The 14,796-nt window shown below is 69.6% G+C and carries 14 protein-coding genes and 1 pseudogene; 8 read left to right on the top strand and 7 right to left on the bottom strand.

The window, feature by feature from the left end:
* The first annotated feature begins 10 nt into the window (after positions 1-10).
* Entirely contained in the window at positions 11-475 is a 465-nt protein-coding gene (locus ACN9M0_RS00645; protein WP_426402866.1) for a hypothetical protein, read from the top strand.
* Between the two features lie 11 nt (positions 476-486).
* Here the strand turns inward: ACN9M0_RS00645 and ACN9M0_RS00640 are convergent.
* Together ACN9M0_RS00640 and ACN9M0_RS00635 are read right to left on the bottom strand one after the other, a co-directional pair.
* Positions 487-1,163, bottom strand: a pseudogene (locus tag ACN9M0_RS00640) (transposase); the annotation flags it as partial.
* Positions 1,164-1,196: 33 nt separating this feature from the next.
* Entirely contained in the window at positions 1,197-1,598 is a 402-nt protein-coding gene (locus tag ACN9M0_RS00635; RefSeq protein ID WP_426402865.1) for an SMI1/KNR4 family protein, read from the bottom strand.
* Positions 1,599-2,312: 714 nt separating this feature from the next.
* Here ACN9M0_RS00635 and ACN9M0_RS00630 point away from each other — a divergent pair.
* Both ACN9M0_RS00630 and ACN9M0_RS00625 read left to right on the top strand, forming a co-directional pair.
* Positions 2,313-2,729 carry a hypothetical protein gene (locus ACN9M0_RS00630; RefSeq protein ID WP_426402864.1) on the top strand — a complete coding sequence of 139 codons (417 nt, stop codon included), beginning with the start codon at positions 2,313-2,315 and terminating at the stop codon, positions 2,727-2,729.
* Complete coding sequence (locus tag ACN9M0_RS00625) at positions 2,726-6,769, top strand: hypothetical protein (RefSeq protein ID WP_426402863.1); 4,044 nt, start codon at positions 2,726-2,728, stop codon at positions 6,767-6,769. Before ACN9M0_RS00630 ends, ACN9M0_RS00625 begins: the two co-directional genes overlap by 4 nt.
* A 310-nt stretch (positions 6,770-7,079) precedes the next feature.
* Here ACN9M0_RS00625 and ACN9M0_RS00620 read toward each other — a convergent pair whose 3' ends face one another.
* A complete protein-coding gene (locus ACN9M0_RS00620) occupies positions 7,080-8,003 on the bottom strand; it encodes a recombinase family protein (RefSeq protein ID WP_426402862.1) in 924 nt (307 codons plus the stop codon).
* 267 nt (positions 8,004-8,270) lie between these two features.
* Between ACN9M0_RS00620 and ACN9M0_RS00615 the strand changes: the two genes are divergently transcribed.
* Positions 8,271-9,521 carry an MFS transporter gene (locus tag ACN9M0_RS00615; RefSeq protein ID WP_426402861.1) on the top strand — a complete coding sequence of 417 codons (1,251 nt, stop codon included), beginning with the start codon at positions 8,271-8,273 and terminating at the stop codon, positions 9,519-9,521.
* Positions 9,522-9,784: 263 nt separating this feature from the next.
* Here the strand turns inward: ACN9M0_RS00615 and ACN9M0_RS00610 are convergent, their stop codons facing one another.
* Together ACN9M0_RS00610 and ACN9M0_RS00605 are read right to left on the bottom strand one after the other, a co-directional pair.
* Positions 9,785-10,153 carry a Tn3 family transposase gene (locus ACN9M0_RS00610; protein WP_426402860.1) on the bottom strand — a complete coding sequence of 123 codons (369 nt, stop codon included), beginning with the start codon at positions 10,151-10,153 and terminating at the stop codon, positions 9,785-9,787.
* Positions 10,154-10,322: 169 nt separating this feature from the next.
* Positions 10,323-10,547: a hypothetical protein gene (locus ACN9M0_RS00605; RefSeq protein ID WP_366041519.1), complete on the bottom strand. Its 225-nt coding sequence runs from the start codon at positions 10,545-10,547 to the stop codon at positions 10,323-10,325.
* Positions 10,548-10,620: 73 nt separating this feature from the next.
* Between ACN9M0_RS00605 and ACN9M0_RS00600 the strand changes: the two genes are divergently transcribed.
* Positions 10,621-11,496: an IS5 family transposase gene (locus tag ACN9M0_RS00600; protein WP_426402859.1), complete on the top strand. Its 876-nt coding sequence runs from the start codon at positions 10,621-10,623 to the stop codon at positions 11,494-11,496.
* A 13-nt stretch (positions 11,497-11,509) separates the two neighbouring features.
* Here the strand turns inward: ACN9M0_RS00600 and ACN9M0_RS00595 are convergent, their stop codons facing one another.
* Positions 11,510-11,941 carry a hypothetical protein gene (locus ACN9M0_RS00595; protein WP_426402858.1) on the bottom strand — a complete coding sequence of 144 codons (432 nt, stop codon included), beginning with the start codon at positions 11,939-11,941 and terminating at the stop codon, positions 11,510-11,512.
* A 40-nt stretch (positions 11,942-11,981) separates the two neighbouring features.
* A complete protein-coding gene (locus ACN9M0_RS00590; RefSeq protein WP_426402857.1) occupies positions 11,982-12,500 on the bottom strand; it encodes a hypothetical protein in 519 nt (172 codons plus the stop codon).
* A gap of 406 nt (positions 12,501-12,906) precedes the next feature.
* Here ACN9M0_RS00590 and ACN9M0_RS00585 point away from each other — a divergent pair, with 406 nt between their 5' ends.
* The 3 genes from ACN9M0_RS00585 to ACN9M0_RS00575 all read left to right on the top strand — a co-directional run bounded on the left by ACN9M0_RS00585 (position 12,907) and on the right by ACN9M0_RS00575 (position 14,596).
* Complete coding sequence (locus tag ACN9M0_RS00585; RefSeq protein WP_426402856.1) at positions 12,907-13,452, top strand: hypothetical protein; 546 nt, start codon at positions 12,907-12,909, stop codon at positions 13,450-13,452.
* Positions 13,453-13,877: 425 nt separating this feature from the next.
* Positions 13,878-14,171: a hypothetical protein gene (locus ACN9M0_RS00580; RefSeq protein ID WP_426402855.1), complete on the top strand. Its 294-nt coding sequence runs from the start codon at positions 13,878-13,880 to the stop codon at positions 14,169-14,171.
* A gap of 38 nt (positions 14,172-14,209) precedes the next feature.
* A complete protein-coding gene (locus ACN9M0_RS00575; protein WP_426402854.1) occupies positions 14,210-14,596 on the top strand; it encodes an SCO4225 family membrane protein in 387 nt (128 codons plus the stop codon).
* Positions 14,597-14,796 lie beyond the last annotated feature (200 nt).

Below are 14,796 nucleotides of genomic sequence, written 5' to 3'. Positions count from 1 at the left end.
CAATGCGGGCATGGGTGACCAGGGTGGGGACTCGGTGTCGGTGTGGCGGGTGGGCGGGGCGGCTCGAGTGGCCGGCTTCGTGATCCCTGGGGTCGTAGGGGTGAAGGCGTTCGTCGGCTGGGCGGAGTGGGCTTGCTCTCCGGGGGTGGAGACCGCGCGTTTGGCTGGGCTGTGGTCGGGGCTGGCCGTCGGTGCTGCGTTGTTCTTCTGGTGGGCGATTCTCCGGGTCCGGCTTCAGGTGGGTCCTGACGGGGTCGTGGCGGTCAATCCGTGGGGGACCCAACGCCTGGGGCTGGATGAGGTGACCTCGGTGAGGCTTGGTGCGTGGGGTGCGGAGTTCCACCACGGAGACGGCTTGAAGACCACGGCGTATGCACTGAGCGACCTGGCTTCGGGAACCTCGCAGGAGGACCGGTTCGCTGAGTTGCTGGCATTTCTGGAGGCGGACTCCACTCGGTCACCGCGCGACGCATGACGGAGTGAGGGTCAGGAACCGGCCGGTCTCGGTTCGTAGAAGGTGCCCCATCGCGGAGCATGGCGAAGGGGACGTCGGCCGGCGTCGGGCGGGGCAGAGCAGCGCTTGGGTGTTGTGCTTGCCCTGGGCGATCTTGTTGTCGGAGTAGGCCCCTCGATGCTGGGTTGCCCAGGGCGGCGAACGCGGAGAGGAAGAAAGCTCGTTTGAGCTGCTTGTCTCCTCTCCGGGAGGACTGTTCGCCGCGGATCGAGGAGCCCGAGCTCCGGGTCGCCGGGGCGAGTCCGGCGTAGGCAGCGAGGTGACCGGCGGTCGGGAACGTGCTGCCGTCACCGACCTCGATCAGGATCCTGGCTCCCGTCCTGACGCCGACCCCTGGCATCGAGATCAGGACTCTCGAAAGAGGGCGGGCCTCCAGGAGTTCCTCGATCCGCCTGGCCGGCGGTTTCCGCTGGTCCAGCACGGCGGTGAGCGAGGCGGCCAGGCTCGGGACGATCAACGCGGCCGCCTCGGTCACGGTCTGCTCGTCCATAGCGGTGAAGACATCGTCGACAGTGGTGAAGACATCGTCGACCAGCCGCTCGGCCATCCGCGGCGGCTTCGGCCGCAGCGGGGTGACCAATCATCGACGGCCCGCCTTGCGAATGTGTACCCGGGACCCCAACTGCTCCAGAGTGAGGACGGCGGGATGTCTGGCTATGTAGGTGAGCCGTGTGAGCGGCGGTCAGCAGGGCGATGGATCGGAGTGGTCCCATTTCCATCCGGTGTGGGGGAACTGCTCCAGGAGGGCAGAGAGGGACACCGCCTGGTGGATGGCCGATGACCAGTCCTCCGCTGAGACATCGAGTGTCACCAGAGGTGGGGCGTCCTGGCGAAAGTCGTAGGCAAGCAGCTCGCGGCTTCCGTCTCCGCCGATGACGATGGCACCGGGGAAGCGTCTCTGGAATTCACCGGCTTCATTGATGCCGATGAGCTCGTCCAGCGCGTCGATCACCAGGAAGTCGTCAGCGGGAGGAACGAACTGGCTCAGACTCCCTGTGGTGCCCAGGAAATGCCGGTAGTCCTGGGGAAACCGGACTCCGAAGTGGTGCTCGACCTGCACGATCTGGTCGTCGTTCGAACTCATGAAGGAGTTCTATCAAGGGCAGAGAGGGTGACGGCGGCCGCCCTTGTGTCGCGGTGAGGAGGACGTGTTCGCGGGGTAGGAGGAGCTTGGCTCGTCCGAACATCTGGCGTTTGATCATCTTGATGCGTGTGACACGGCCTTCGCCGGGTCCGGGGTTCCAGCGGGTGCTCAGGCCCTGGACGACGGCGGACCGGTCTTTCTCCAGATCGGTGGCGAACGTGTGCAGTCGGGGCAGGTTCGCGGTGCGGGTGGCGGTGATCCAGTCCTTGAGGTGCTGGCCGGAACAGGTTTGAGGAATCGCTCCGCGAATGCGCGGACGTGCGTGTGGAGGGCGGTCGGTTCCGGGCCGTGGCCCAAGACGTGGGCGAACTGCTCGCGTTCCTCGTCGCTCAGGCGCTCGGGGCGTCGCATCCTCCAGCCGGTGACCCGGCGGACTCCCGGTGGTGCGGGTGGGACGACTCGGATGCGGCGCCGGCGTCTCGGTCGTAGGTGGTCGCGACTTCCAGGACCTCCGAGGCCCGCATGGGCCGCGGCATGGACGCGGCGGTGCCGCGGTACACCGGTGCACCTCCTCGTCGGCCCCGCCGGGCCGCCAGGCCGCGGGATTGGCCCATCAGGCTGATGGTGCGCCGAGTCGGGGTGAGGTTGACCCGGTCCGGTGGAGGCGTCGCCTTTACGGTGCTTGTCTCGGGTGGTCCGGAGTGAGGGTGCGGGATGGATCCGATGGTGACGGCCGCGGGCACCGCGCTGGTGTCGGCGATGGCGACCAGTGCGTGGGAGCAGGCCCGGGAGGCGGCCGTGGAGTTGTGGCGCCGGGTGCGTCCGGAGCGGGCCGAGCAGGTGGGCACTGAGCTTGAGGGCGTACGGACGGAGGTGCTGGAGGCCCGCCGGGCGGGCGACGCCGAGGCCGAGCGGGCGCTGGCCGGCGCCTGGCAGAGCGAGCTCCAGCGGCTGGTCCGCGAGGACGCGTCGGTGGTGGACGAGTTGCGGCGGCTGCTGCAGGAGCGGCTCGCCCCGGTGCTGCCGATGGAGGAGCGGACCCGGATCGGGAAGCTGGTGATGAAAGCGGAGGCGTCCGGCCAAGCACGGGTGTTCCAGGCGGGCCGTGACCAGCACATCACCGGTTCGTGAGCGAGCCCGAGAGCAGCGAGACCGGCCTGCACGCCTGGGCCGCCGACCGGAGCCGGATCTTCCAGGCGGCTCGCGACCAGTACGTCGCCGAGCGGGACCTGCATGTGCACTACGAGGACGGGCTCCGCAGGACCCGGCAGGCCGGGCGCGGCGGCGAGCCGGACGGCGGCGAGTGCCCGTACCCGGGGCTCGCGGCCTTCGACGCCGAACAGGCCAGGTGGTTCTTCGGGCGCGACCGGCTGACCGCCGAGCTCCTCCTCCGGCTCGACGAACGACTGGTCACCGGAGGGCCGCTGGTGGTGACCGCGCCCTCGGGGGCGGGCAAGTCCTCGCTGTTGCGCGCCGGCCTGCTGCCCGCGGTCCGGCGGGGCGCACTGCCGGTCGCGGGCTCGGCCGTCTGGCCCCAGGTGCTGATCACCCCGACGGCGCAGCCCTTGGCCGCCTTGGCCGCGGGCCTGGCCGAGCACACCGGCCTGAGCGTCGGGGAGCCCGAAGACGCGGGCAGCACGGCGGGGACGGGCCGGTTCGTGGTGGTGGTCGACCAGCTGGAGGAACTGTTCGCCCCCGGGGTCGGCGAACGGGAACAGCACCGGTTTCTCGACCTGCTCGCCCAACTCGCCGGGACCGGCCCCGGCGGACAGCGCCCGCGCGCGGTGGTCGTGTACGGGCTGCGGTCGGACTTCTACGGTTCTTGCGCCGGCTTTCCGCAGCTGCGCGAGGCCCTGCGACAGGGACAGCAGCTGGTCGGGCCGATGACCCGCGCGGAGCTGCGGGAGGCGATCGTCTTCCCGGCGCGAGACGTGGGCCTGGAAGTGGAGCCGGGCCTGGTCGAGCTCCTGCTGCGCGACCTCGGCGCCGACGACCCTGGAGTTGCCGCGGGCGGAAGGGGCACGGGGACGCAGGACGCCGCCGGCTCCGCTGCGGGGGCGGAGGACGGACGTGCGCAGGACGCGGGAGCCGAGGACGGCGGTGCGTACGAGGTCGGGCGGCTGCCTTACCTCGCCCATGCCCTGCGCGCCTGCTGGCAGCAGCGGCACGGCCACACCCTCACCGTGGACGGCTATCGGGCCACCGGCGGCATCCACCAGGCCATCGCCACCACAGCCGAAAGGATCTTCGGCGCGCTCGACCCGGCCGGGCAGAAGGCCGCCCGCGCGCTGTTCCTGCGGCTGGTACGGATCGGGGACGCCATCCAGGACACCCGGCGCACGATCACCCGTACCGAACTGACAGGCATCGGTGACGACCCCGCAGCCGTCACAGCGACCATCGACGCGTTCACTCGAGGCCGGTTGCTGACGCAACGGCAGGACACCGTCGAGATCAGCCACGAGGCCCTGCTGCGCGCCTGGCCCCGGCTGCACCGGTGGATCGACACCGACCGGACCGGCCTGCTGATCCGCCAGCAGCTCGAACAGGCGGCGCGCGAATGGGCCGACAACCGTCATGACCCGGGCTTGCTCTACCGGGGCCTGCGCCTGCAGACGGCCCGTGACTGGGCGAACCGTCCGGATCACGACCGGCCGAGCGAGACCGCGTCCGCCTTCCTCGCCGCGTCCGGCCGCAACGCCCGGCGCTCGGTCCGGATCCGGCGCTCGGTGATCATCGGGCTGGCGACGCTGGCCGCCCTCACCTCCACCGCGGCGATCGTGGCCCTGCAACAACGCTCCACCGCACGGGAACAACAGCGGGTCGCGGCGAGTCGACAGCTGATGGCCCAGGCCGAGGCGGCGTTGCAGACCGATCCACGGACCGCGCTGAGACTCGACATCGCCGCTCATCGGCTGCACGCCGACGCCGACACGTACGGCTCGTTGGAGAAGGCGATCAGCACCACCCCGTACGCCGGGCAACTCACCGGCCTCGCCAGCCCGGTGACCTCGGTGGCCTATCCCCCCGGCGGCCGCTATCTGGCGGCCGGCTTCGAGCGGGGCGGCATCATGCTGTGGGACGTGAGCGACCCGCTGCGCCCCCGTCAGCTCGGTAAGGCGATCGGCCTCCCGAACGCCCGCGGCGTCGAGACGTTGGGCTTCTCGAAGGGCGAGAGCCGACTCGTCGCGGCGGACGCCGACGGGGGCCTCGCCGTATGGGATCTGACCGATCCACGGCATCCGCGGCTCATGGGCACGCCGCTGCGGGGTGTGGAGGAGAGCGACACGAGAACCTGGCTGTCGCCGGACGGCACCGTACTGGCCAGGTCGAGCAAGGCCGCCCCGGGGCTTCAGCTCCTGGACGTGACCGACCCCGCCCGGATCCGGCCGTTCGGACCGCCGACCGCCGTCACCCGCGGGCGGGTTCAAGCCGTCGCCTTCTCGTCCGACGGCAGCAGGATCGCCGCGTCCGGCCCCCACACCTGGGAAGGCCCGGTGACCTTGTGGGACATCCGGCAGCGCCGGGCGCCGCGGCAGCTCGGTCGGATCGAGCCCGCTCAGCGCGACTATGTGGATTCGCTCGCCCTCTCCGCCGACGGCAGGACGCTCGCACTGGGCGGAGCCCTTCTCGGCACCGTCCTGTGGGACGTCGCCGACCCGGCTCACCCGAAACCGTCCCGTGCCCTGACCCGGGTGACGGCCGGCGCGGGTGTCACCTTCTCACCGCGCGGATCCACCCTGGCGGCCATCGGGTACGGGGACGCCGGGCTGATGCTCTGGGACGTCACCTCCGTCGACGCCCCACGATCGACCGACCAGCTGACGGCCGGCCAGCCGGACTCCACCATGGCGTTCTCCCCGGACGGACTGAGGGCCGCCAGCGGAAGCACCGACGGCATCATCACCCTCTGGAACCTGCCGCGCGCCGGCCACCCGCGCCCCTTCGGTTCTCCCCTCGTCGGCCACACGGGGCCGTACAACAGAATCGACGCCCTGGCCATGTCCGAAGACGGCACCCTGCTGGCCACCGGCGCCTCGGACCACACGGTCGTCCTGTGGGACACCACCGATCCCGCCCGGCCGCGCAGACTCGCGACGCTCCCGGCTCTCACCGGGCACACCGACGAAGACGTCCATGCGGTTGCCTTCGCCCCCGACGGCAGGACCCTGGCCACCGGCGGCAGAGCTCCGGACGACGCCCTCGGAAAGGCGACGGTCGTCCTTTGGGATCTGTCCGACCGCAAGCACCCCCGGCGGCTGGGTTCCCCGCTCACCGGCTCGGTCTTCGGCGTGGAAGGCATGGTGTTCTCGGCCGACGGCAAGAGCCTCATCGCGTACGGGGGCATCGATACGACGATCTGGGACGTCGGGGACGCCGCCAGGCCGCGTCGTCGCGCGGAAGTGCTCCACGATGAGAACACGCTGGGCGTCTGGCGGGTCCATGACGGGCGCGTCCTGGCGCTCGTGGCCGGCTCCGGCAGTCCGACGGTGACGCGCAGTCCCGTCCCTGAACCGACGATCTCGATCACGTACTCGGACAGTGGAGGCGTGCTGATCGAGGGCAACAGCACCAGCACGCCGGACGTCGGGCCGGGAGATCCGAACGGCGCACGGCTGTGGGACATCTCCGACCCCGGCCACCCGCGCCGACTCGGACAGGCGCTGACCGGCCATGCCCACGAGGTGGCCGGTGCGGCGATGTCCCCGGCAGGCGATCTGCTGGCGACCAGCGACCGCGCGGGTGCCGTCATCCTCTGGGACCTGAAGGATCCCGCCCACGCCCGGCGCCTCGGCGATCCGCTCGTCCCGCACGGCAACGGCACTCCCAGCGTGGCGTTCGCCCCCTCGGCTGCCGTCATGGCGACCGGTGGGAGCGACGGAGACGTCCTCCTGTGGGATCTCGGCAACCCCGCCCGGCCCCGACAGCTGAGCACCGCCCTCTCCGCCGAGCTGGACGGCATCACGGAGGTGGTGTTCTCGTCCGACGGCCGGATCCTGGCCACCGCCGACTCCGTCGGTGAGGTCGCCCTGTGGGACCTCCGCCCGGCCTACGCCCTGCGCGGCAGCCTCGACAGGACCGCCTGTCTGGTCGCCGGTGGAGGCCTGACCCGCGAAGAGTGGGTCCGCTATCTGCCGGGCACCGGCTACCGGATCACCTGCCCCCGCTGAACCACCGCCCGCGGGAGCGGCGACCGAACCAAGATCGCCACCGATCATCTTCAGGCAACGCGAAGCGGGCCGAGGACGCTGGACTGTACGCGCGGCTGCAGGCCCGCGGAATCGCCGGGCCTGAGTTCGAGATGCTCCGGGACCGGCTCTTTCTCTATGGGTGGCGGGTCCTGCGCCGCTGGATGCGGGACGAGACGATCATGGTGAAGTGCCGGGAGAACAGGGTGTTCTTCCCGGCGCCGTATACAGGGGCATGACCCAGATACGCCAGAAACCCGCCACGGGATGATCTTGTAGACCGGAGGGCTCGCTACAGGGTGTTGCTCGCGAGGGCGGCGACGCGTTTCTCGTACTCGCGGCGCGCCTTGCGTTGAGCTGGGATCGCTGAGGCGCCCGAAGTGCCGTCGAGGGACTGGCAGCGGATGAGGAGCCGGCGGTGGACCGCGGGGGTGGCGCTGACGCGCAGGGTGTAGCCCTGGCCGCGTCGTACGGCCCCTTGGTCGAGTGCGACGTGCTCGGCAGGTTCCAGGTCGGCGGCCCGGAGGTAGTCGGCGACCTTGCCGGGCATGTCGAGGACGACCGACAGCTCCGGGGCCGGGGCGCTTGATTCTGCGGCCGTGTAGTGGGGCAGGAGATCGGCGACGGCGGTGCGGATGGCGCCGCGGCTGACGCCGTGATCGCGGGCGAGAGCGGCGATGGAGCGGCCCTCCAGGCACGCGGTGCGCACGGCGTCGGTCTCGTCGGCCGGGACGGCCGGGCGGCGCCCGCCCTTGTTGCGCTTGGCCTCGGCGGCCCACAGTCCGTCGTAGGTGAGCTCGCGCTGGAGGTCGCGCTGGAGTTCGCCGACGGCGGCGAAGGTCTGCACCATGAACTTGACGGTGGGCAGCAGTTCGGCAGTGCGGGGGTGGCGGGCAGTGAGGTCCATGGCGGAGAACGCGCCGTCGTGGATGCGCAGCGTGACTTGGTCGCGGTGGAGGACGTCGAGCACGTCGAGGATGTGCCCGGTGCCGCGTACGAGGCGGAACATCTCGGAGATGTGCACGGTGTCGCCCGGCCGGGCGTAGGCGAGCAGTTCCCCGAACTTCGGCCGCTCAAGGGGGTGGAGGCGCCTGGAGGTGCCGGCCTGTTCCTCGAAGACGACCAGGTCTTCGATCCCGGCCTCGGTTAGGACGAGGTTTTGCCGGTCGGTTGACTGCTGGTCCGTCGACGCCCGTTTGTAGACCAGGTTGGCCATGCCGTTCCCCGATCTCGGTGGTCACATTCGACCCTGGCTGTCAGCAAACCCTGTCATCATCCGCCATCGGATCTGATTGGATCGGCGCCGCCGTCGGGCCCCGGGAAGTCTGGGTTCATTGGACGCCCGGCGAGCCTGTCGTCATTCCTTCCTTTGCCGACACCGGCCTTCAGGGGATGGAACACGCGTCGGGGCCTGCGTCGCCGTTAGGGCACGCGATCTTCGTACGAGTGCGGCGGGTTCTTCGGCGCTGTTACCCTGCGGTCCATGATCAAGGGCGATTTGGCAGGTCGAATAGGCCGGATGGCGGGGGACAGTGGGCCGGAGCGCGTTCTGGTCGCCGCCAGTTTCGTCAACCGGGTCGGCAATGGTCTGTTCAACGCGGCGTCGGCGCTGTATTTCACCTTGGTCGTGGGCCTGCCTGCGGTGCAGGTCGGCGCCGCGCTCACCATCGCCGGAGTGATCGGCTTGTGCGCGGGGATACCTGGGGGTCATCTCGCTGACCGGCGCGGCGCACGCGTGATCATGATGCTGGCCCTCGCGGTCCAGGCGGTATCGATGGCGGCCCTCGTCCTCGTCGAGAGCTGGGCCGCGCTCACGATCATCGCGACGGTCGACCAGATCGCCGCGGCGGTCGGAGGGGCGGCGTGGGGGGCTCTGGTGGCCCGGGTCGGGGGTGAGCGACCGGCCATGTTCCGGGCGAAGCTGCGCACCTTCGTCAACCTGGGCGTCATCCTGGGAACGGTGGGTGCCGGGCTGGCGCTGGCCGCGGACACCCGTGGCGCCTATGTCACGCTGATTCTCGGCAACGCGGCGAGCTTCGCTCTGTGCGCGGTGCTTCTGATTATGCTGCCCCGCTATCCGGTGCTGGCCGCGCCGCCGCGGCAGCGGCGCTGGCTGGTCTTCGCGGATCGTCCGTTCCTGACGTTCACCGCCCTCTACGGGGCCATGGGGCTGCAGTACCCGGTGGTCTCCCTGGTCCTGCCGATCTGGATCTCCGAGCACACCGAAACGCCGCGTTGGACGGTGGCCGCGCTGTTCGCAGTCAATTCCGCCTTCTGCGTACTGATGCAGACCAGGATCGGCTCCCGTATCGAGACCCCGTACGACGGCGGCAGGGCGTTTCGGACTGCGGGGCTGCTCTTCCTCGTCAGCTGTCCGATGATGGCGCTGGCGGCGTACGCCCCTGTCTGGGCGGCAGCAGGACTGATCCTGGCGGCGATCTTCGTCCATAGCCTGGGAGAGGTCTGGGAGTCCTCGGCGTGCTTCGCCCTGGGTTTCGGTCTTGCCCCCGACCATGCCCAGGGTCAGTACCAAGGTGTCCTCGGCCTCGGCTTCAACGCGGGCCAGGCTCTTGCCCCCGCGATCCTCACCACGGTGGTACTCGGCCTCGGCACGGCGGGCTGGCTGCTGCTGGCGTTGTTCTTCGCGACGCTGGGCGCTGCTGGCCCATCTCTTGCCCGCTGGGGCATGCGGACCCGGCCGCAGCCGGGCGTTGCTGCGGAAGCGACGAGATGACCAGGGAGTAGGTGCCAGGAGCCTTCCGCGTGGCATGGAACAGCGTGTGTGCATCGCGTGGCCGCTGGAGCAGCGACATGACATGGGTGGTCAGGCCGCCTGACCGTAGCCGTCCGGTGCTGTCGGGGGTCACCGCGCAGCGGGCTGAAGTCGACGTCCAGATACGGGTCATACGCCTCGGGCACGAGGCCGAGCTCATGGGTGGAGTACTCGCCGAAGCGGCGGACGTGCTCGTTCAGGTACGGCGAGATAGGGGCCAAGCCCTAGGGGTCGATGACGTATCCCTCCTCCTGGAGCTTGCGCACGATCTCGGCGATGCCCAGGGCGTTGTGGAAGATCACCGCGTTCGTGAGCAGCGCGTTGAATTGCGCGGTCTTCTCCTGCTCGACAGGGTCGTTGTCGGTGATGACGCCGCCGTTGCCGAGGCCGATCCACTGGGAGAAGCCGTTGAACGCCTCGACCTTGTTCGTCGCGGCGGTCACCCGCCGGCGCAGCGGGGCGTCCGAGAGGTAGCGCAGCAGCTGGACGGCGCGGATGACGCGGCCGACTTCGCGGAACGCGGTGTAGGTGGCGTTCTTGCGGGAGCCGGTCCCCCTCGCCAGTTGCCGTACTTCTCGGGGAGGTAGACCCACTGCGATCCAGGCAGGAACTTTCAGGCGATCGCGTCACAATGGTCCCTCCATTGGCCACCCCGCCGCAGTGTCCGATCTGGGAGTAGCGGCTCGACTCGCGCTCACTGCGCGCCGGTCAACGGCACGCATGAACAACGACCGGCGGGGCTGGTCGGAACGGTGCTGCTCGTCAAGCGATCGGCCGGGTGCGGAGCCGCCGCACGTCCCGCACGAGCGTGTACAAGGCGCTGAGGAAGATCCCAACTCCGGCCACGAGCCAGAGGACCGACGCCCCAGAGCGGTACTCGCGAACGGCAACAACGAGCAGCATGACGCTGACAAGAGCACCGAAGGCCGAGATCAGAGCGCTGATGCGGTTAGTCACACCGACATCATCGACGACAACCTCGGCCATTGGAAGTGATCCAAACGAACCGGCCTAGGCCGTGTGTCGAAAGTGGATCTTGAGCGTTGGATGATCACGGTTCATGGGGCGGGGAGATCTCACGGACGAAGAGTGGGCGGTGCTGGAGCCGTTGTTGCCGAAGGGGAGGAAGCCGGGGCGGCCGCCCGTCTGGCCTCGGCGACGACTGATCGACGGCATACGGTTCAGGGTCCGGACCGGTGTTCCGTGGCGGGACGTGCCCGTCGAGTACGGACCGTGGGGTCGGATCTATGACCTGTTCCGCCGGTGGCAGCGGGACGGCATCTGGCACAGAATCTTCACGCGGCTCCAGTCTCTGGCGGACGCGAAGGGTGCGATCACGTGGGACCTGAGCGTCGACTCCACGGTGTGCCGCGCTCATCAGCATGCGGCCGGGGCCCGCAAGCAGGGTGATCTGCACAGGGAACCGCCGGGCGGTGTGTTCACCGAGCCCGGAGATCACGGACTGGGACGCTCGCGCGGCGGGTTCACCACCAAGTTGCACCTGGCCGTCGAGCAAGGTCAGCGGCCCATGTCGATCGTGATTACGGCCGGGCAGTGCGGGGACTCGCCGCAGTTCGAACCCGTGCTGGAGAAGGTCCGCGTGCCCCGCATCGGGCCGGGTCGGCCACGCGTCCGCCCCAACCGAGTCCGCGCGGACAAGGCGTACGCCTCCCGTAGAAACCGCACCTACCTGCGCCGCCGCGGAATCCGCTGCACCATCCCCGACAAGGCCGACCAGGCACGCAACCGCCAGAAGCTCGGCTCCTGCGGCGGCCGACCACCGCACTTCGACCCGGCCGACTACCGCGAGCGCCACGCGGTCGAGTGCGGGATCAACCGGCTCAAGAGGCACCGGGCCGTGGCCACCCGCTACGACAAGCTCGCGGTCCGCTATGAGGCCACTGTCCTCGTAGCGGCCATCAACGAGTGGCTGTGATCAGCACGTGTCCCTAGAGCTCGTAGTCCTGGGCCAGCTCTTCCCAGCGAATGCTGCGAAGAGCAAGATCAGCGTTCTCGCCCGACGGGACATCCGGGGTGGCCTGGAACCAGGCCACGATGAGAGCTGAGCGGTGCAGCACTGCGTCGAGTTCAGGATCGACCGCTGTAGAGCCGAAAACACCGATGCAAGCCACGGAAGGCAGCACCTCAACGGGGCCGAAGGCGCCGGCGGTCTGGTCCGGGTACTCGCGGGAGGGCGGAACGAGATGAACTGGCGCGAAGGAGAACGCATGCTCGGCCTGTCGCAGGAGGCCGCTGACCTTCATGTCGTTGATGCGCTGGCACGGATAGCCCTCCAGCATCCCCCCATAGGTCGTAGACATCCGCAGCTCGGTGAGTTCGATCGAACGACCGGACGAGAGGGCTATGTGGCTCAGCGACATGCCGACACCCTATGCGCATGATCCGCTTCCGATACACGCCCTAGACCCAATTCGCCCAGCCGAAGGTGAAGAGACAGGCGCGGCGACCTGCGTCCAGCCCCCGGACTCCCCGAAGGAGCATCACCACCAAAACAACAAGGAACAGAGCGGCAAAGGATCCAGCCACGAGGGCTCCGGTGATGGGCCCCGCGAACATGCCCACAACCGCACTCGCCACGATGACGATTCCAGGGCCGAGGTGCGCGACAGGCAGGTCGGCCCTGATCGCCTCTCGCAGAGCCTTGCGCTCCGCCTGCGTATCAGGGGCATAACGCTCGCGGGCCGCCACCGGATCAGCGGCGGGCCCCTCAGGCCACGGTTCCATCATCCCCGCCGATTCCGTTCGACGGAGCCTATCGCCTGGGTTACTTCTCATACGGAGATTGTCTGGATGTACCAGCACGTCGTCGGCCGCGGCATGGAGGCCGAACTCCTCGGTGAGGCCGAGCGCTCCGGGCTGCGGGTGAGCCGTTTGGGAGGACGGGTTTCTGCGCTCCCGTCCCATGCCGATCTCGGCCACGCCTGTCTCCTGGAAGGCGGCCGCTTCGCCGGCGCACAGGAACCGGGCGGGGCCCGGGGGCGGGGGAGTGGCGGGGCGGCGGGGAGCGCGCTGAAGCGCTCCAGGCGTAGGCCTGGACCGACCGCACCGCCCGTCACGCCTTCTACCGGTCACCGGGCCGCCCGAACGGACGAGGCGCATCGGACAGGACACTGTTCGAGCCTTTGGTGCCGGCGGGCTGGGCCAGACCGGCCTCGTGCACAGCGGGGAGCTACCGCCCGGAGCGTCACCCGTTCAGCGTCGTTCGGTCGTCTCCTGCTCACCGGCCGGCGCTACCGGGTGGACGTCTTGAACGCGCGCGGACAGCGGAGCCACAGCCGTCCGCTGGACAACCCGATCATCGAAGTGGGACCGGCGCGCGGTGGACGTGACGTCCACCATCATCGAGTGCGTGTTCGCGCCCTCGGGTGCGCCCGTGCAGAACGACATCGCCCCAGCCATCCAGATCGCGGGCGCCACGGGATCGGGTTCGCTCCAGTTGCGTCTGTACCCGCGCGGCGTCGCCTGTTCCGTCGGCGCGGGCCGCTACCCGTACCAGTACCGCGTCGACATGACACCGGTCTCGGGGCCGCTGCCTGCGTCGGACGTCCGCACGCTCAGCCTCGACTTCGGGCCCGTCAGCCGTATCAACTACGACGGAACCGGCGGATCGGACCTCTTCGTCATCACGCAAGGCGGACCCGGAACGGTCCGGCCCACCTCCGTCACCCAGCGGGAGAACCGCCTCACCATCGCCTTCGGCGCCCCCGGTGTCGCGGCCGGCAACAGCAGCCTCACCATCGGCCTCACATCGGACCATCCCACGAGCGACACCACCGCGCAGGTCACCGACGGGGCCGGGAACACCCACACCATCGCCACCCGCGCCCCGGCGTTACCGTCCGGGGCGAGGGGAAAGACCCCGGCCGGTTAGTCGCAGTGCTCACGAGGAGCGCGTCGGCGACCCCTCCGCGTGCAGGGAGCAGTCGTCCTCGATGAACACGCCGTTGTCGAGACCGAGACGACCCCCGCAGGGTCGGGGAGTAACAGTAGAGGCCACCCTAGGTGGGCACGGCCTTGGGGCCGCCCGTACGGGCGCGGGGAGCAGGCTCTGTGACCTGTAATTCTGGAGCACACACGGCCACGGTTGAACCGCTTTCACCGAAACCGGCAAACCGCTCAACGCCGCCTTCCCCAGCCCTGCCCGCCCTACCAGGGGCTGTCCGGGCGATCTTTAAAGGGCAGTGGTGTCCGACGGTCCTGCATCTTCTTGTCGAAGATCTCGTCGAGTGAGGCAGAAGGGCGGCATGGACACGGCCGTGCTTCAGCACCTGCTGAACGAGGTCCGGTCACGCTGTCGTGCACCACAGAAACACCAAGCACATGCGCGACTACGAGGTCATCGTGCACGCGAGAGCCGACCCTCGTACCGGCATCGCACCACCCCGCCCGCGGTATCCCCGGCCCTCGCCTCCTCGGTTCGGCCGCGTCTCGACGGCGGGCCAGGAAGAAGCCCTTTCGCTCGAGTTCGCCGATGCCGTGCGTGACCGGCGCCGACCGGTGCGCACCCCGAGCACCGTCGCCGCCCTCACCGCAGCCGCCGTCCTGAGCAGCCGTACGGCCCGCAACGCGCAGGCCCCCAGAGCGGTTTGAGTAGCGCTACTCAAGCGTCGGGGCTGCCCTGCCGCACGATGAAACCCTCGTCGAAACGGCGCAACCGATCCGCCCAGGAGGAATCAATCATGCGAGACGGCCGTCCCCGCAAACTCGTCCGGCTCATGTTCGCCAACCCCGCCTCGCTGGTCTACCTCGGTCTGGTGGCCGTAGCGGCGCTCCCCGTGGTGTTCGCCTCGACTAGCGCGGACCCCAGCTTCGCAGCCGTCTGGATCCTTCTGATCACCGAACCCACCAGCATGCTTCTGCTCCTCCCTGACTTCACGAACGGCGACTCGGCCCTGGCGACCGGGTACTTCCTCGCGGCGCTGGCCCTCTCCGCGCTGCTCAACTCCTTCCTCCTCGGCCTCGTCTACCGGGGGCTGCGGGGAAACCCTGCGCAGCGGGCCCGCACCACCCCGTGAAAGCCCTCCCCCCCCGATGCCACAAAACGCCACGCTGCCCGCCCCACCGGGAGCAAGCGGCGATGTCGAGGCCTGCTCGATGGAGCGGCGGATCATCCCCCGCGGGTGCGGGGAACAGGGAGCAGGTCCTGGAGGCGTGAGACCGGCACGAGGTAAAGGGGACCATCCCCGCGGGTGCAGGGTGCAGGGAGCAGGCGTGG

This window comes from Streptomyces sp. R-07, assembly GCF_049913175.1.
GTDB lineage: Bacteria > Actinomycetota > Actinomycetes > Streptomycetales > Streptomycetaceae > Streptomyces.
The sequence above is the reverse complement of the archived record's forward strand: the minus strand, read 5'-3'. Positions and strand labels throughout refer to the sequence as shown.